This window comes from Kitasatospora sp. NPDC001095 (assembly GCF_053598615.1).
This window is the reverse complement of sequence record NZ_JBSFKQ010000040.1, coordinates 56,212-73,207: the sequence shown is the minus strand read 5'-3', so window position 1 is coordinate 73,207 and position 16,996 is coordinate 56,212. Positions and strand designations below refer to the sequence as shown.

Here is a 16,996-nt window from a genome sequence, read left to right as displayed (position 1 = left end):
AACCCGGAAGCTAAGCCTCACAGCGCCGATGGTACTGCAGGGGGGACCCTGTGGGAGAGTAGGACGCCGCCGAACAATTCTTCTGAAAAGCCCCTGATCCATTCGGATCAGGGGCTTTTCGCATTTCCGGGCCATCTCACTCGCTGGTGTCACTCTGTCCACTGGCAGGTGGTCCTAGGTCCACCCCGGAATTGGGGTGCCATGGCCAGTGTGGGTGATGGACGGTTCGTGAAGACTGACGGAGGACGATCGGTACCGGCATCAGGAGCTTCCCGTGACAACAGTGAGTCGTACAGGCGGCACGTCCCTAGGTGCGCAGGCCCGGGCAGCCTTCGAGACCGGCGGCGAGGCTCTGACCCGGCTGGTCGTACTGCTGCTGACCGCGGTGCCGGGGGTGGTGCTGCCGGTGGCGGCAGCCGTTCTGTCCGGGGTGGCCACGGCCCAGTTCCTCCAGAACTACTCTCCGGAGATCCTCGCGGCGCTGCTGGTGGCGGCGATCGCCGGCTCGGTGGTGGCGGCCTTCCTGGTCCGCAGCGTCGCCGACCGTGCCCGCGGCCAGCTGGCGCGCTGGTTCGGCATACGGCTGCCGGCCACCTATGCTCCGCGCCCGGAGCTGGAGTTGGACGGGCGCGGGCACTGGTGGACGGGGTACACGTACCACCGCTCGCGGACGGTGGCGAAGTACGCGCAGCTGGTCCACTGGGGCCTGCGGGACCGGACCACCCGCGCCGAGCTGCTCTGGATGCTGGTGAACCCGCTCCTCGTGGCGGCCGTGGTCGGCCCGGTGGCCGTTCTGCTCGGGCTGGGCGTCGTCTACGTCCTGTCGGGGCCGGTGACGGTGAACGACTTCGGCCCGCTGAGCGGCCGGATGGCGTCCATCCTGGTGAGCACCGTGCTCGGGGCGGCCATGATCGTGGTCGGGATACTCGTGGCACCGTTCGCGGTGCGGATGTACGCGGAGGCTGCCCGGCGGGTGCTGGACCAGGACGGCCGGGCCTCGCACGCCCAGTTGACCAGGCGGGTGGCCGAGTTGACGGAGACGCGGGCGGACGCGGTGGGCAACCAGGCGGCCGAGCTGCGGCGGATCGAGCGGGACCTGCACGACGGCGCCCAGGCGCGGCTGGTCGCGATCGGGATGACGCTGGGCACCATCGAGCACCTGATGGACACCGACCAGGAGGCCGCGCGGGAGCTCCTCGCCGAGGCCCGCCAGTCGTCCGCCCGGGCCCTCCAGGAGCTACGGGACCTGGTGCGGGGCATTCACCCGCCGGTGCTCGCCGAGCGCGGGCTGGGCGACGCCGTCCAGCTGTTGGCGCTGGACAGCGCGCTGCCGACCGAGGTGTGCGTGAGCCTGCCGGACCGGCTGCCGGCCGCCGTGGAAGCCGCCGTGTACTTCAGCGTCTGCGAGCTGCTGGCCAACGCGGCCAAGCACTCCGGGGCGGAGCAGGTGTGGGTGGACATCCTCTACCGGGCCGGCTTCCTGCGGGTCACGGTGACGGACGACGGCGTGGGGGTGGCGGACCCTTCGCGCGGGACGGGGCTGCGCGGGATCGAGAAGCGATTGGGTACCTTCGACGGTGTCCTCTCCATCGACAGCACGTCGGGCGGACCCACCACCATCACCTTGGAGTTGCCGTGCGAGTTGTCCTCGCCGAGGACCTCTACCTCCTTCGCGAAGGCCTGATCCGGCTGCTGGAAGCGCACGGCTTCACCATCGCCGCGGCGGTGGAGACCGGTCCCGAGCTGTTGGAGGCGCTGCTGACCCACCGCCCGGACGTGGCCGTGGTCGACGTCCGGTTGCCCCCGACGCTCACCGACGAGGGCCTGCAGGCTGCGCTCAAGGCCCGGCGGGAGATCGAGGGCCTGCCGGTGCTGGTGCTGTCGCAGCACGTCCAGCAGCTCTACGCGCGGGAGTTGTTGGCCGACGGCACCGGAGGGATCGGCTACCTGCTGAAGGACCGGGTGTTCAACGCCGGGCAGTTCATCGACGCGGTCCGCCGGGTGGCCTCCGGCGGCACCGCCATGGACCCGGACGTGATCGCCAAGCTGATGCAGACCACCTCGCGCCGGCCCGGTCCGCTGCAGCGGCTCTCCCCGCGCGAGCGCGAGGTGCTGGAGCTGATGGCCGAGGGCTGCTCGAACTCGGCGATCGCCGCCCGTCTGTCGGTGAGCGACGGCGCGGTGGCCAAACACATCGCCAACATCTTCAGCAAGCTCGAACTCGCCCCCGATGAGGACGCCAACCGCCGGGTGATGGCCGTGCTCGCCTACCTCAACGGCACGGCGGGGCGGCCCCGGTGACGATCCGACCCGCCTCCACCGCAGCTCCACGCGGTGCCGGAGACCGGCGTCGGTCCGCCGCCCTGTGACACCCCAGGCTGCGGGAACGCTTAAACACGTGTACGAGTAAACTCCGGTGGGCCGAGCCCGGAGATTGCTCAGCCGTCCGGGGGCCCAGCAACGGGACTCGGCAGCCGAGGCAGCGTACGGCAGCAGCCGACATCCAGGGGTTGATAGACGTAATGGCACGCCCAACGCTCACCAAGGCCCATCGGGGCCTGCTCGGCCTGGTCGCGGCCGGTGCCGTCATCATCTCGGGCATCGGCTTCGCGGGGTCGTACAACGCGGTGCGCGAACTGGCCGTGGAGAAGGGCTTCGGAGCCTTCTCCTACGCCTTCCCGATCGGTGTGGACGCCGGCATCGTCGTGCTCCTCGCGCTCGACCTGGTGCTGACCTGGCTGCGAATACCCTTCCCGATGCTGCGGCAGACCGCGTGGCTGCTGACCGTCGCCACCATCGCCTTCAACGCGGCCGCCTCCTGGGGAGACCCGCTCGGCATGGGGATGCACGCCGTCATTCCGGTGCTCTTCGTCGTCGTGGTCGAGGCCTCTCGGCACGCGGTCGGCCGGATCGCGGCGATCACGGCGGACCGCCACATGGAGTCGGTCCGGGTGATGCGCTGGATCCTCTCCCCGGTGCCGACCTTCCGGCTCTGGCGGCGGATGAAGCTCTGGGAGCTCCGCTCCTACGACGAGGTCATCCGACTCGAACAGAACCGCCTGGTCTACCGGGCGCAGCTGCGCTTCCGGTACGGCCGTGGCTGGCGCCGCTCGGCGCCGATCCAGGCGCTGCTGCCGCTCAAGCTCGCCAAGTTCGGCGTGCCTCTGGACCCGGCCCTGCTCGACCGGCTGGACGACGAGGGACGGGAGCGCGAGGCCATCGAGCTGTCGGCGGAGGCGGAGGCGCAGGAAACGGTCCCTCAGGAGCACCGCGCCACCGCGGCCATCGGCCCGGCCGCCGAGGTCCAGGCCCAGCAGTCCCAGCACCAGCAGCAGGCACCGCAGGCCGTCCAGCAGGCTGCTTCGCAGGTCCAGCAGGTCCAGCAGGTCCAGCAGGCCCAGCAGGCCCAGCCCGAACAACCGCAGCAGTCCGCGACCGTCGCGCCGATGTCCGCCGAGGTCGCCGCACCGATGCTCGCGAAGCTGGCCGCCGTCCGGCTGCGGGTCGCCCAGGAGCCGGAGGAGGCGGTGGACGCCCTCCCGCAGCCGCGTGGCGAGGAGCTGAACGTCTGGACCGCCCGCCCGGTCCGCACCACCGGCCACCCGGCCGACGCCGCCCCGGGCGGGCGGGTGCCCGGCCAGGCCTCGCCCTGGTTCAAGCCGCCGCGCCCGGTCGCCGAGGAGCCCGACTCCGCCTCCGTTCGCGCGCCTGAGCCCGCGCCCGGTCCGCAGGCGCAGCACCCGGTCGGCCCGCAGCAGCGGCCCGAGCAGCCCACCGAGCCCGAGCAGCCGGTCCCGGCCGACGAGCGTGCCCACGCCGAGCAGCCGGTCCACGCCGAGCAGCGCGAGGTCCCTCCGGTGCCCGCGCGCCTCGACCCGGACCTCGCCTACGAGGCGCTCGTCTCGTACATGGACAGCTACGGCCACCAGCCCGACCCCCAGCGCCTCGCAGACTGGCTGACCAGGGAGTTCGGCGTCACCGGGAAGGGCCCGGACGGTTCGGTGCACCCCAAGGAGGTCGCCGACCTGTACCCGGAGCTGAACGAGCGCTACGCCGCCGCCGGGAGGGACTGACCGCAGCCGCCACCGTCCGGGGACCGGTCGGCCGCGGATGCCGGTCATTGACGCCCGGTCACGCCGGAGCTACCTTCGCTTCAACAAAGTGTTGAAGCGAAGATTCGGCATGGAGGAGCGCGGATGACAGGGGTCGGAGCCGACGCAACCGGGCCGGCAGGCGGGGCCTCCTTCTCCACCGCGGCCCGCGCCGCCGTGGAGGCGCTGCTCGCCCCGGTCGACGCCGACCTGGCGCGCCGTTACCCGGGTGAGCCCGGGACCAGGCAGCCGGTGCACACCGTCTACGTCCCGGCCGACGCCTTCGGCGCCGACACCGTGCGGGAGTGGGGCCGCCGGGCCCGGGAAGCCCTGGACCGCCACGCCGCCACCCCCGCCGAGCTCGCCCGCGCCCTCGGCGTCGCGGACGACGAACTGCTCGCCGAGGTGTACGCCGGGGTCCGCGCCAAGCTGGAGCGCGAGCCGATCGAGGACCTGCGGATCGACTTCGAGGACGGCTACGGCCCCCGCCCCGACGCGGAGGAGGACGCGGCCGCCGTCCGCGCCGCCGAGCTGGTCGCCGCGACGGTGGCCGAGGGCAGCGCCCCGCCGTACCTCGGCATCCGGATCAAGTGCATGGAGGCCGCCGTCCGGGCCCGCGGCATCCGCACCCTCGAACTGTTCCTGGCCACCCTGTCGGCCGCCGGCGGGCTGCCGGACGGCCTGGTGCTCACCCTGCCCAAGGTGACCTACGCCGAGCAGGTCACCGCGCTGGTCCGACTGCTGGAGGACTTCGAGGGCAGGGCCGGGCTGCCCGCCGGCCGGATCGGTTTCGAGATCCAGATCGAGACCACCCAGGCGATCCTCGGCCCGGACGGCCGGGCCACCGTCGCCCGGATGATCGAGGCCGCCGAGGGGCGGGCCACCGGCCTGCACTACGGGACCTTCGACTACAGCGCCGCCTGCGGCGTCAGCGCGGCCCACCAGAGCATGGACCATCCCGTGGCCGACCACGCCAAGGCGGTCATGCAGGTGGCGGCCGCCGGCACCGGGGTCCGGCTCTCCGACGGCTCGACCAACGTCCTCCCGACCGGCTCCACCGAGCAGGTGCACGCCGCCTGGAGGCTCCACCACGACCTGGTCCGCCGCTCGCTGGCCCGCGCCTACTACCAGGGCTGGGACATGCACCCGGCGCACCTGCCCACCCGCTACGTCGCGGTCTACTCCTTCTACCGCGAGGGCCTGGCGGCCGCGGCGGCCCGGCTGGTCGCGTACGTCGCGAAGACGGGCGGCGCCGTGATGGACGAGCCCGCCACCGCCCGGGCGCTGAGCGGCTACCTGGTGCGCGGCCTGGACTGCGGGGCCGTCGACCTCGCCGAGGTCACCGCGCTGACCGGCCTGGACCGCGAGCGGCTGAACGCGCTGGCCGGCCGCTGAAGCGCCGGCAGTCGGTCGCCGGTCCCTCCCGTCGGGCGCCAACTAGGCTGGCGGTGCCGCCCCGGTGCGCCGGAGCGTGCGCCATCAGCCTTCGCCGTCCTCGGGAGGACCCCCACACCATGTCCGCCACGCCGGAGCCCACCGCCAGGCCGTACCTCACCATCCGGCGGGCCGGCAGCCACGAGACCGAGATCAAGAAGTCCCGGTTCATCTGCCACCTCGCCCGGGTCGCCGACGAGGAGGAGGCGCAGGCCTTCATCGCCGGCATCCGCAAGCAGTACTGGGACGCCCGGCACAACTGCACCGCCTTCGTGGTCGGCGACGACCAGCGCCGCGAGCGCTCCAGCGACGACGGCGAACCCGGCGGCACGGCCGGGGTGCCGATGCTGGAGGTGCTGCGTCGGCGCGGGCTGACCGACACCGTCGCCGTGGTCACCCGGTACTTCGGCGGGATCAAGCTCGGCGCGGGCGGCCTGGTGCGGGCGTACGGGAACGCGGTGTCGGAGGCGGTGGACGAGATCGGCCTGCTGGAGCGCCGGCCGGTCGCGCTGCTCGCGGTGACGGTGGACCACGTCCGGGCCGGACGGGTGGAGAACGACCTGCGGGCGGCCGGGTACGCGGTGAGCGACCTGGCGTATGAGGCCACCGGGGTGCGGATCGAGGTGGGCGTGCCGGAGCCGGACGTGGCGGACTTCCACACCTGGCTGGCCGAGGCGACCGGCGGCACCGCGGCGGCGGTCCCGGCCGGCCGCACCTACGTCGAGGTGCCGGTCTGACCGGCGGGGCGGACGGCACCTCGTGGGGCCGGCGGAGCGCAGGAGCCGTCGGGCGGCCAGGGACGGCCCCTGACCGGCCGTCTCTTGTAGCCCCGGCCCTGCGCCACGCGGAAGACCGCTTGAGCAGATTCACCCGAACGTAGTGCCGTAGCCCGGAGTTGGAACTTCCGCTCCGGGCCGTGGCGTTTCCTGGGCAAGGTTCCGGCAGAACCGGACGAAACCATCGATGGAGGACACAGGACCCCACCCCGCACCACGGAGGTATGCGCATGACCTCAGACCGTTCGACCTCGAATCCCCCGTCCGCGACGACTCCGACCTCCGACCGCCCGACCTCGAACCATCTGACCTCGAACCACCCGGCGTCGTCCCACCCGACCTCGAACCATCCGATCGCCAACCGCACCGCCCCGAACCGCGTCCGCTCGCACACCGCCGCCGACCTGCCCGGCCCCCGGGGTCCGGCGACGCCCTACCGGATGACGGTCACCACGGCCCTCACGCACGCCGAGGCCGTCGCCCTGGCCGACGAACAACTGGCGGACTGGCTGAAGCAGGAGGGCTTCGAGGAGCCCCCACCGGTCCAGCACGCCGCCGTCGGGCAGAGTGCCGAACCGGCTCCCAGTACCGAGCGCCTCCACCTGGGTGGGCGCGTCCTGCTCGACCGCGACCAGGGGCCGCTGCGCGGCGGCCCGGGCACCGGCCGCTACGACCGCCGCCGCCTGCGCACCCCGGCCCCGCACGGCACCCAGCAGCTCACCCTCACCGTGGCCACCGCTCCCGACGGCCCCACCTGGGTCCGGCTGGAGGCCGAGACCCACAACACCGGCAGCGGAGTGCGCACCCCGTGCCGGGTGCCGGTGCCCGAACTCGCCCGCGCGCTCCTCCCGCTGCTCGACGCCACCGATGGCCCGGCCGCCGTCCACTCCGCACCCCGGCTGATCACGGCGGACGAGGTGGACGCCCTGATCGACGAGCTGTGCGATCCCGAACGCAGGCTGCCGACGGTGGTGGCCAGCGTCCCGGTGAACCTCCCGCTCGACCACTGGGTGCAGGACGTGGTGGCCCCGCTCTGCCAGCAACTGCCCGGCCTCGCCACCGCCTACGTGCTGGACCCCGGGGCCCGCACCGGATTCAACGTCGCGTTGGAGTACCACACCGTCTACGGCGGCGCGGTGCGCACCTACCTGCCCGAGGTCGACCCGGCCTCCCGGCAGGACAGCGCCCGACATCCGGTACTCGCCCGGAGCCGAATAGAGGAGGATCCGCGCCGTGCCGCCGGGCTGCTCTCCCGCGAGCCGCGCCGCCTGGCCGCCGAGCGGCCCATGCCCCCGCCACTGGCGGCCGTCCCGGTGCTGCGCGTCCCGCCGCCGCAGCTCCGCCGGCCGGCCGAGCCGGCGGCCGAGCGCGCCATCGGGCAGGCCACCGTACGGACCGCGGACGGGGCCGTCCCGTCCCGCGGCGCCGAACCGGCCGGGCTCGTCCGCGAGGAGCAGCGGGACCGCGTCGGACAGCAGGCCAGGGCCGACGAGTCGGAGCCGGTCCGGCACACCCCGCGCCTGGAGCGCCGCGACCACCGCGAGCACGGCCAGGGCCGGGAGGGCCGCGACGGGCGGGACATCCGGGAGGGCCGTCTCCGCTCCGGAGCCCGCGCCCTGACCGGCCGCCACTGCGTCGTACCGGGCGGCGGGCCGGCCGCCGGGGCGACGCACCCCACGGCCCGGCCCCCCGACCTCGGTGGCGTGCCCGAGACCTTCACCGAACTCATGGCCAGACTGGGCGAGTTCCCGCTGGTGACCTTCACCGGTGACCAGAAGAACGCGCTCGCCCTGGACGGACTCCAGTGCGCGGGCGCGGGCTGGGCCCGGCTCGCCTGGGACGGCCTGACCGCCCTCCAGGAGTACGCCGAGGCGGCCGTGCGTGGTGCGGCCGGCGGGGACTTCAAGCAGTGGTGCGAGCGTACCCCTGAGGGCTGTCGCCGCTTCCCGCCCCGGAAGGCGGTCCGCGGGGAGTCCCGGACGGTGTTCAGCCACACCAAGTGGAAGCGCGAGCGGATGCTGCCGGTGCCGGAATGCGTCGACTCCTCCCGGCGCGCCTTCATGGGCGCGCACCTGCGGATCGGCGGTGGCCGCACCGCGCCCCGGCTGCACTACCTGGACGACTGCTCCGGCAGCGGCCGGATCTACGTCGGCTACATCGGTCTGCACCTGACCAACACCCGGACCAACTGAGCGGCTTGGCTGACCGCTGCGCCCGTTCGGGGGACAATGTCCGGCAGGAGCGGGTCCACAGGCTCGCCGACCGCCCCGGGCAGGAGCCGGACGAGCATGGGGGAACGACGACCGATGCAGTACCCAGCAGACGGCCAGTCCGACGGAACCGCCACCGTCCAGTTCCCCCGGCCGGGCTTCCTCGCCTCGGTCTTCCGTGACTTCGGCGCCGCGGAGGGTCCGGCACCGGACAGCGCCGTCACCGACCGCCCCGATGGCAGCGCGGCCGGTGACGGCCCGTCCGGTGAGCACCAGTCCGGTGAGGGCCCGTCCGGCAAGGGCCCCGGCCACCCTGGCTCCGGCTCCGGTTCAGCCTCCGGTGAGGCCGACCCGGACGAGGCCGTGGCGGCCCAAGCCCGGGCCGCCGCCCTGGCCCACCACCGCACGCGCGCCGTCCAGGCCGACCACGACCGGCTGGCCGACCTGCTGCGGCGGGCCGCGCTGCCCGTCTCGGCCATGGACTTCGAGAGCCAGCTGCGCCACTACCAGCCCCGCCCCTACCCGGCCGACGGCCCCGGCGCCGACGACGGGGCCGAGCCCCGCTGGGAGGACTACGCGCCCGCCGAGCCGCCCGCGGCCGACCCGGAGAGCGGCCCGTCCCGACGGCTGCTCGACTCGGGCTACCAGCGGGAGCTGGCCCAGGCGCGGCTCACCCACCAGCGCGCCCTGCGGGAGTGGCGCACCCGCCGGGCCGAGGCCGGCGGCCCGGCCGCCGACGAGTCCCGGCGCGCCCACGAGGCGGCCGAGCAGGCCCGGGCCCGCGCCGTCCGCGAGTACAACGAGAGCCTGGAGGAGTGTCGGCGGGCCTACCGGCTGGCCGAGCCGGCCGCCGTGGAGTCGCTGCTGGAACGGGCGCTGGCCGCCGCCGAGACCGCCACCCAGGACCTGCCCACCCCCTGCCGGGCGGTCTTCCGCCCGCTCACCCGCACCGCCGTGCTGGACCTCGACCTGCCGACGCTCGAACTGGTGCCCTCGCTCGCCGGCTACCGGCTCGCCCCGGACGGCGACATCCTCCCGGTGCCGCGCCCGACCGCGGACCGGGCCACCGACTACCTGCGGCTGGTCGCCCGGCTGGCCCTGCGCGCCCTGCAGGCGGCCGACGCCGTCGACACCGACGAGATACTCGCCGGCGTCGTCCTCAACGGCTGGCTGCGCGATCCCGCCACGGCGGAGCCGATCTGCCTGGTCAGCGTGGACGCCGACCGGGATGCGCTGGCCCGCACCCGGCTGCTGCCGCCGGGCACCCCGTACGAGGAGCGCGACGACGAGGGCGTCTACGCCGACGCCGAGCAGGACGAGGCCCTGGTGCGGCTGCGTCAGCTCGGCGCCGCCGTCACCCCGGACCCGTACGGCAGGGCAGGTGTCCGGCCGGCCGCCCAGGCCGGGGCCACCGTGCCGGCCGCCGCCGACCTGTCCGCCAACGAGTTCGCCCAGCTGGTGCGGGACCTGCTGACCCGCGGCGGGATGGCCCAGTGGAGCGTCCGGCTGCGCGGTCCGGCGGGGCTGGTCGCCACCGGCGAGGGCGCGCCCGGTACCGCGCTGCCCGGCCGCTGGGTGGTCTGGGCCTCCCGGGACACCGCGTCGGTCGGCGCCGAGCAGATCGAGACCCTGGCCGAGGCGGTCGGCGAGGAGTCCGCCGAGCGCGGCCTGCGGCTGACCACCGGGCGGTTCACCGAGGAGGTGCTGGACCTCACCGCCGCGGAGGCCCACCGGCACATCCACCTGATCGACGGCGAAGGCGTCCGCCAACTCGCCCACACCCACCTCGGTCTGCCGCTAGCCACCGGCGGCTGACCGGCCCCCGCCCCGATGGGCGGACTCACTCCGGCGGCCGGTCCGGCAGGCGTCCCGGCAGGCCCGGGCCGAGGCTGGGGGGACGGCTCCCGACCGCGCCCCGGCACCCCGGGTGATCACCGCCGAACGGGCGTCCGGTACGGTCGGCGATCGGCCCGGCCACGGGCGGATCCCAGGGGGACAGGAATGGGCAGAGCGCTCGGCGGATCATCCGACGAAGGCCCCGGCCGCCAGGCCGGACCGGCGGCGGAGCCGACCCGATGACCGCGGTACTGGTCGCCGCCGCGGCGTTCCTGATGACCCTGCTCGGCGGTTTCGTCGCCCAGCGGACCCGCGACCGCCGTCACCTGGTGCTCGGCTTCGCCGCCGGACTGATGCTCGGCGTGGTCGCCTTCGACCTGCTGCCCGAGGCGCTCCACCAGGCTCCGCACGAGGTGCACGGCGTGCCGCAGGCGCTGCTGATGTTCGCGGCCGGCTTCCTCACCATCCACGTGGTCGAGCGCGCGGTCGCCATCCACCGCGGCCACGAGGGCGAGTACGCCGCGCACTCCCACGGCCACCACGGCCACCACGGGCACGCCCACCCTGCCGGGCACCAGGGCATCGGGCTGACCGCCGCGCTGGCCCTGGTCGGACACAGCGTGATGGACGGCTTCGCGATCGGCGCCGCCTTCCAGGCCGGCACCACGGTCGGCACAGTGGTGGCCATCGCGGTGGTCGCGCACGACTTCGCCGACGGATTCAACACGTACACGATCACCCGGCTGTACGGGAACAACCGGCGGCGGGCACTGACCCTGCTCGCCGCGGACGCGCTGGCCCCGGTGTCCGGCGCGGCGATCACCCTGGCGTTCACCATCCCGGGGCACCTGCTCGGCCTCTACCTGGGGTTCTTCTCCGGCTTCCTGCTCTACCTGGCGACCTCCGACATCCTCCCCGAGGCGCACAGCCCGCACCCCTCGCGCAGCACCCTGCTCTGCACAGTGGCCGGGGTCGGCTTCATGTGGCTGGTGATCGGACTCGCCGGCTGAGCCCGCGCGACGCCCGCACGACGCCCGTACGAGACCCGTCAGAAGCCCGGTACGCGTCCGGAGGCGAAGCTCGGGCCCGGACCGTCCGCCGCGGCACCCGGACGGCCCTCAGACCGGAAGCCGCCCCCAGCACTCCCGCATCGACGCCAGCGCCTCGGTGATGGCCGGCCGCCGGGAGGCCTGGGAGCGCCAGAGCGCGAACACCCGGCGGCTCGGCTCCGGGGCCACCCGGCGGGCCACCACCCCCGGCGGCAGCGGGCCCCGCCCGAGCCGCGGCACCAGGCCCATCCCCAGCCCGGCCGCGACCAGCGCGATCTGTGTCTCGAACTCCCCGACCTGGTAGTGCACGTCCGGCTCCTCACCGGCCTCGCGCAGGGTCCGGACCAGCCAGTCGTGGCAGATGTTGCCCGGCGGCACACTGATCCAGCGCTGCCCGCACAGCCGCTCCACCGGCACCGGGTCGAGCGCGGCCAGCGCGTCGCCGACGGGCAGCAGCAGGTCCACCGGGTCCGTGCCGAGGTCCATCCGGGACACCCCCTCCTGCACCGGCAGCGGCACGGTCGGCCAGTCCTGCACCAGCGCCAGGTCCACCTCGCCCCGGGCCACCAGCTCGGCCGCCGGGTACGGGTCGCGCTCCAGCAGCCGGACGTCCAGCTCCGGACAGCGCCGCCGCAGGTCGGCCAGCGCCGAGGGCATCAGGCCGCGGGCACCGGACGGGAACGCGGCCACCAGCAGCCGCCCGACGGCCTGGCCGCGCTGCTCCTCCAGCCGCACCTCGGCCTGCTCCACCAGGCCCAGCACGGTCTGCGCGGTGACGGCCAGTTCGCGCGCCGCGTCGGTCAGCACCACGCCCCGGCCCTGCCGCTCCAGCAGCACCGTCCGGGTCTCCCGCTCCAGCTTGGCGATCTGCTGAGAGACCGCCGAGGGCGTGAAGCCGAGCGCGGCGGCCGCCCCGCCGACCGAGCCGTGCACCGCCACCGCGTGCAGCGCCCGCAGGCGCCCCAGATCCATCATGCAGTGATCCTAAAGTGTCCCCTTCAGTATTCATCGCTGGTGCTACACGGTCCGGCGCCGCCATGCTCGACCCATGACCGCGACAACCGCCGCCGCCCCGAGCGGCCGCCCCAGCACAGGCAGCACGAGCAGCACGGGAGGTACGGGGGGCAACGGCAGCCGGGGCGGCATGAGCCCGCGCCACATCGCCCTGGCCGTCCTGGTGGCCGCCGTCTGGGGCCTCAACTTCGTCCTGATCCACGTCGGCCTGGACAGCTTCCCGCCGCTGCTCTTCTGCGCCCTGCGGTTCGCCGTCGTCGCGGTGCCGGCGGTCTTCTTCGTCGGCCCGCCCAGGGTGGCCTGGCGCTGGGTCGTGGCGGTCGGCGCGGTCCTCGGCGTGGTCAAGTTCGGGCTGCTCTTCCTCGGCATGCACGCCGGGATGCCGGCCGGGCTCTCCTCCCTGGTGCTCCAGGGGCAGGCCGGCTTCACCGCGCTGTTCGCCGCCGTGCTGCTGCGCGAACGCCCCGGCCGACAGCGGCTGGCGGGCCTGGCGGTCGCCTTCGCAGGCATCGCCCTGAGCGCCTGGGACCAGGGCGCCGGCGGGCCGCTCGGGGCCTTCGCCCTGGTCGTCCTGGCCGCCGTCGCCTGGGGACTGGCCAACGTGCTGACCCGCAAGGCCGCGCCGCCGGACGCGCTGCGCTGGATGGTCTGGGTCAGCGCCGTCCCGCCGCTGCCACTGCTGGCGCTGTCCCTGCTGGTCGAGGGTCCGGAGGCGGACCTGCGCGCCCTGCGCGACATCACCCCGGCCGGGCTGGGGGCGATCGCCTACGTCGGGCTGGTCTCCACCCTGCTCGGCTTCGTCGCCTGGAGCTTCCTGCTGCGCAGCTACGACGCGACCGCCGTCGCGCCCTACTCGCTGCTGGTGCCGGTGTTCGGGATGTCCTCGGCCTGGCTGCTGCTCGGTGAGCGGATCAGCCCGACGGCCGCCGTGGCCGCGCTGCTGGTCATCGCCGGGATCGGGATCACCGCGCTGCGGCCGGGGGCCAGGGCCCGTCGCGTCGATCGGCCCGGCCCGGGATCCGGGAACGACCGGTAGGACGGGCCGTGGCTACCGCCGTGGCGGCCCGGCTTCCAGGAAGCGGGCCTCGGCGGAGCGCAGCACCCGCAGCAGCACCTCCTCGTCGGCGGGGCTGACCTCGCCGAAGTACTCCTGGGCCACCTCGTCCCGGACCTGCCCGATCCGCTCCACCGCCGCCCGGCCCGCCTCGGTCAGCAGGATCCGCACCGCCCGCCGGTCGGCCGGGTCGGGGCTGCGCTCGACCAGCCCGGCCTCCTCCAGCGCGTCGACCACGGTGGTCGCCGAACGCGGGGCGATGTGCAGCTTGTCGGCGAGGTCGCTCAGCCGCATCGCACGGTCCGGCGACTCGCAGCCGGGCACGTGGGCGAGCGTGCGCAGCGCCCGGGCCTGGCCGGGGGTGATGCCGTACGGCTCCAGTCGCCAGCCGGTCTGACGGCGGATCCGCTTGATCGCCCTGGTCATCGCGTCGGCCAGTTCGGCGGCGGTGCCCGGTGCGCCGGGCCGGGGGCCGGGGGAGGGGTCCGCCGGTTCGTCGGTCGGCGTGGTGGTCATCGGCGGTCTCCTCGGCTGGCGTCCGCCCCAGGGTAGCCGTCGGTGCGGAGCCCGCGGCCGGCGGCGGAGGGCGATCGCGGAAATATGTTGAGCCTAGCTCAGTATCTGGGTTAGCGTACTCCCAAGTGAGGGGACCCTAAGTTCCCCTCCTCGATCCTGGAGGGCCCATGCCCCGCTCCGAAGCCCGCGTCGCCACCGACCGCCCGGGCCGTTACGCCAAGCAACTCGTCGCCCACATGGGGCGCAAGATCGAAGCCGTCTACTCCGAGGAGACCGGCCGCGGCACGATGGTCTTCGGCGCCGGCACCGCCACCCTGGAGGCGCAGCCGGACGCGCTGCTGCTCACCGTCGAGGGCGAGCGCGAGAACCTGCCCGGCCTGGAGGACGTCGTCGGCCGCCACCTGGTCCGCTTCGGCGCCCGCGACGAACTCGTCATCGAGTGGCACCGCGACAACGGCGAACCCGGCCTGGTTCACCGCAACGAGGACCCCGAGGCCTGACGCCCCCCGGCACCCGGCCGGGGCAGCCACCGGGCGAGCGGCCACAGCACCAGGACGGCCAGGCACCAACTCGCCACCACGTCCAGCAGCCAGTGGAAGTCGCTCCACACCAGCCCCGCACCCACCCCGAGCGACAACAGCGCCGCACCCGCCGCCGACCACCGGGCCGCGCGCGGCCCCGCCACCCGGGCCAGCAACAGCGCCGCCACCCCGTACGAGATCGTCGCGGTCGCGGTGTGCCCAGAGGGGTACCAGCCCCACTGGCCCGCCGTCAGCGGATCCCCCAGCGGACCCGGCCGGGCGAAGACCGCCTTCGCCGGGACCACCAGCAACGGGATCAGCCCTGCCGTCAGCGCCGCCACCGGCAGCGGCAGCCACCAGCGCCCGGCCCCGGCCCGGCGCCACCGCCAGGCCGCCAGCACGCCGGCCAGCAACAGCACCGGAATTGCCGGGACACCGCTGCCCAGATCCGACAACACGTGGCCGAGCCGGTCGACCAGCGCGTTCGGGAAGTCCGCGTGGGCCGTCCGGACGGCCCGGCGGACCGACCGGTCCACACCGAGCAGCGGCCCGTCCACCGCGACCTGCCAGGACACCACCACCAGCAGCACCGCGGCCACCACCGGCACGGCCACCGACCGCGCCGCCCGGCCCGCAACAGCGGACAGCCGCCCCGGAGCAGGGGGGGAAGCTCCGGGGCGGCTCTGATGATCGCCGTTCCGCGCGCCCCGGGGGGTGTGGGTCGGACGGTCGGTCGATCGGTCTTCAGTGGTTGCCGGCCCTCCCGGGCCGGCCTGGTCGTCCTCGTGCGGCACCCGCGGAACCGGCCCCCGAAGAGGCCCCGCGGACGGCTGCGCCGACGGCTGAGGCTCGCCGTCCATCTGCGATGACACTACGTCAACAGCCCTTCCGCGCCGAGCGCCTACAGCGATTCCGCACATCATCTTCACCCCGCGCCGGGCGGCTTCTCGGGCCCTCCGTCGATCATGCCGGACCACCCGTGGTGCGCGCACCACGCGGCCGGGCGCACTGTGCGCGCCATGCGCAGTGTGCGCCCGGAAACCGAACGGCCCGTGCGGACCAGAGGTCCCCACGGGCCGTTCAGCGCTGTCCGGACAACCCTCCGGAAGGGGGTTCACGACCTGACGGGCGACACCGCTCAGAGAGCGGCGAACGCGCCCTCCAGGATGTCCAGACCCTCGTTCAGCAGGTGCTCCGGCATGACCAGCGGCGGCAGGAAGCGCAGCACGTTGCCGTAGGTGCCGGCGGTCAGCACGACCAGGCCCTCGGCGTGGCAGGCCTTGGCGATGGCCGCGGTGGCCTCCGCGTTCGGCTCCTTGCCGCCCGGCTTCACCAGCTCGACGGCGATCATCGCACCGCGGCCGCGGACCTCGCCGATGATCTCGTACTTCTCCTGCATGGCCCGCAGGCGGCCCAGCATGACCTCGCCGATCCGCTGCGCCTTGCCGTTGAGGTCCTGCTCCTTCATCGTCTCGATGGCGCCCAGCGCGGCGGCACAGGCCACGGGGTTGCCACCGTAGGTGCCACCCAGGCCACCGGTCTGCGCGGCGTCCATGATCTCGGCGCGGCCGGTCAGCGCCGACAGCGGCAGACCGCCCGCGATGCCCTTGGCAGTGGTGATCAGGTCCGGGACGATGCCCTCGTCCTCACACGCGAACCACTGGCCGGTGCGGCAGAAGCCGGTCTGGATCTCGTCCGCGACGAACACGATGCCGTTCGCCTTCGCGAACTCCACGATCGCCGGCAGGAAGCCCTTGGCCGGCTCGATGAAGCCGCCCTCACCCTGGATCGGCTCGATGATGATCGCGGCGACGTTCTCGGCGCCGATCTGCTTGTTGATGGTGTCGATCGCCTGGGCGGCGGCCTCCGTGGCGGCGTTCTCCGCACCGGTCAGCCAGCGGTACGGGTAGGCGACCGGCACCCGGTAGACCTCGGGGGCGAACGGACCGAAGCCCTGCTTGTACGGCATGTTCTTCGCCGTCAGCGCCAGGGTCAGGTTGGTGCGGCCGTGGTAACCGTGGTCGAACACCACGATGGCCTGGCGCTTGGTGTAGGCGCGGGCGATCTTCACCGCGTTCTCGACGGCCTCGGAGCCCGAGTTGAACAGCGCGGTGCGCTTCTCGTGGTCACCCGGGGTCAGCTCGTTCAGCTGCTCGGCGACGGCCACGTAACCCTCGTACGGGGTCACCATGAAGCAGGTGTGGGTGAAGGCGGCCAGCTGCTCGGTCGTCTTCGCCACCACGGCCTCGGCGCTGTTGCCGACGTTCGTCACGGCGATGCCGGAACCGAAGTCGATCAGCGAGTTGCCGTCCACGTCCTCCAGCACGCCACCGTTGGCACGGGACACGTACACCGGCAGGGTGGTGCCGACACCGGCCGCCACCGCACCCAGCTTGCGGGCGTGCAGCTCCTGCGACTTCGGACCGGGGATCGCGGTGACCAGGCGGCGCTCCTGCGGGAGCGGCGTTGCGGCGCTCATGGGGTTCTCCAGACTT

Annotated in this window: 14 protein-coding genes and 1 rRNA gene; 11 read left to right on the top strand and 4 right to left on the bottom strand. The window is 74.1% G+C overall.

The window, feature by feature from the left end; translation table 11 throughout:
• The 9 genes from rrf to ACWDBB_RS26850 all read left to right on the top strand — a co-directional run.
• A 5S ribosomal RNA gene (rrf, locus tag ACWDBB_RS26890) occupies positions 1–75 on the top strand; the annotation flags it as partial.
• Positions 76–274: 199 nt separating this feature from the next.
• Positions 275–1,684, top strand: a complete 1,410-nt coding sequence (locus tag ACWDBB_RS26885; protein ID WP_449792047.1) for a histidine kinase — start codon at positions 275–277, stop codon at positions 1,682–1,684.
• A complete protein-coding gene (locus ACWDBB_RS26880) occupies positions 1,636–2,301 on the top strand; it encodes a response regulator transcription factor (RefSeq protein ID WP_449792046.1) in 666 nt (221 codons plus the stop codon). Before ACWDBB_RS26885 ends, ACWDBB_RS26880 begins: the two co-directional genes overlap by 49 nt.
• A 221-nt stretch (positions 2,302–2,522) precedes the next feature.
• Positions 2,523–4,073: a DUF2637 domain-containing protein gene (locus ACWDBB_RS26875; protein ID WP_449792045.1), complete on the top strand. Its 1,551-nt coding sequence runs from the start codon at positions 2,523–2,525 to the stop codon at positions 4,071–4,073.
• A gap of 123 nt (positions 4,074–4,196) precedes the next feature.
• Complete coding sequence (locus tag ACWDBB_RS26870) at positions 4,197–5,486, top strand: DUF6986 family protein (RefSeq protein WP_449792044.1); 1,290 nt, start codon at positions 4,197–4,199, stop codon at positions 5,484–5,486.
• 119 nt (positions 5,487–5,605) lie between these two features.
• A complete protein-coding gene (locus ACWDBB_RS26865) occupies positions 5,606–6,262 on the top strand; it encodes a YigZ family protein (protein WP_392884192.1) in 657 nt (218 codons plus the stop codon).
• Between the two features lie 269 nt (positions 6,263–6,531).
• A complete protein-coding gene (locus ACWDBB_RS26860) occupies positions 6,532–8,493 on the top strand; it encodes a hypothetical protein (RefSeq protein WP_449792043.1) in 1,962 nt (653 codons plus the stop codon).
• A 114-nt stretch (positions 8,494–8,607) separates the two neighbouring features.
• Complete coding sequence (locus ACWDBB_RS26855) at positions 8,608–10,326, top strand: restriction endonuclease (RefSeq protein ID WP_449792042.1); 1,719 nt, start codon at positions 8,608–8,610, stop codon at positions 10,324–10,326.
• Positions 10,327–10,586: 260 nt separating this feature from the next.
• Positions 10,587–11,357, top strand: coding sequence for a ZIP family metal transporter (locus ACWDBB_RS26850; RefSeq protein WP_449792041.1), 771 nt, complete (start codon positions 10,587–10,589; stop codon positions 11,355–11,357).
• A gap of 108 nt (positions 11,358–11,465) precedes the next feature.
• Here ACWDBB_RS26850 and ACWDBB_RS26845 read toward each other — a convergent pair whose 3' ends face one another.
• Complete coding sequence (locus ACWDBB_RS26845) at positions 11,466–12,371, bottom strand: LysR family transcriptional regulator (protein WP_449792040.1); 906 nt, start codon at positions 12,369–12,371, stop codon at positions 11,466–11,468.
• 169 nt (positions 12,372–12,540) lie between these two features.
• Between ACWDBB_RS26845 and ACWDBB_RS26840 the strand changes: the two genes are divergently transcribed.
• Positions 12,541–13,446 (top strand): EamA family transporter, encoded by a 906-nt coding sequence (locus tag ACWDBB_RS26840; protein WP_449792049.1) that lies wholly within the window; start codon positions 12,541–12,543, stop codon positions 13,444–13,446.
• Between the two features lie 12 nt (positions 13,447–13,458).
• Here ACWDBB_RS26840 and ACWDBB_RS26835 read toward each other — a convergent pair whose 3' ends face one another.
• Positions 13,459–13,980, bottom strand: a complete 522-nt coding sequence (locus ACWDBB_RS26835; protein WP_449792039.1) for a MarR family winged helix-turn-helix transcriptional regulator — start codon at positions 13,978–13,980, stop codon at positions 13,459–13,461.
• 167 nt (positions 13,981–14,147) lie between these two features.
• Between ACWDBB_RS26835 and ACWDBB_RS26830 the strand changes: the two genes are divergently transcribed.
• The gene (locus tag ACWDBB_RS26830; RefSeq protein WP_449792038.1) at positions 14,148–14,480 is read left to right on the top strand and encodes a DUF2218 domain-containing protein; all 333 of its coding nucleotides are present in this window, start codon (positions 14,148–14,150) and stop codon (positions 14,478–14,480) included.
• Here ACWDBB_RS26830 and ACWDBB_RS26825 read toward each other — a convergent pair.
• Together ACWDBB_RS26825 and gabT are read right to left on the bottom strand one after the other, a co-directional pair.
• A complete protein-coding gene (locus ACWDBB_RS26825; protein WP_449792037.1) occupies positions 14,453–15,115 on the bottom strand; it encodes a phosphatase PAP2 family protein in 663 nt (220 codons plus the stop codon). The genes ACWDBB_RS26830 and ACWDBB_RS26825 overlap by 28 nt on opposite strands.
• A 524-nt stretch (positions 15,116–15,639) precedes the next feature.
• Positions 15,640–16,980: a 4-aminobutyrate--2-oxoglutarate transaminase gene (gabT, locus tag ACWDBB_RS26820; RefSeq protein WP_449792036.1), complete on the bottom strand. Its 1,341-nt coding sequence runs from the start codon at positions 16,978–16,980 to the stop codon at positions 15,640–15,642.
• Between the last annotated feature and the right edge of the window lie 16 nt (positions 16,981–16,996).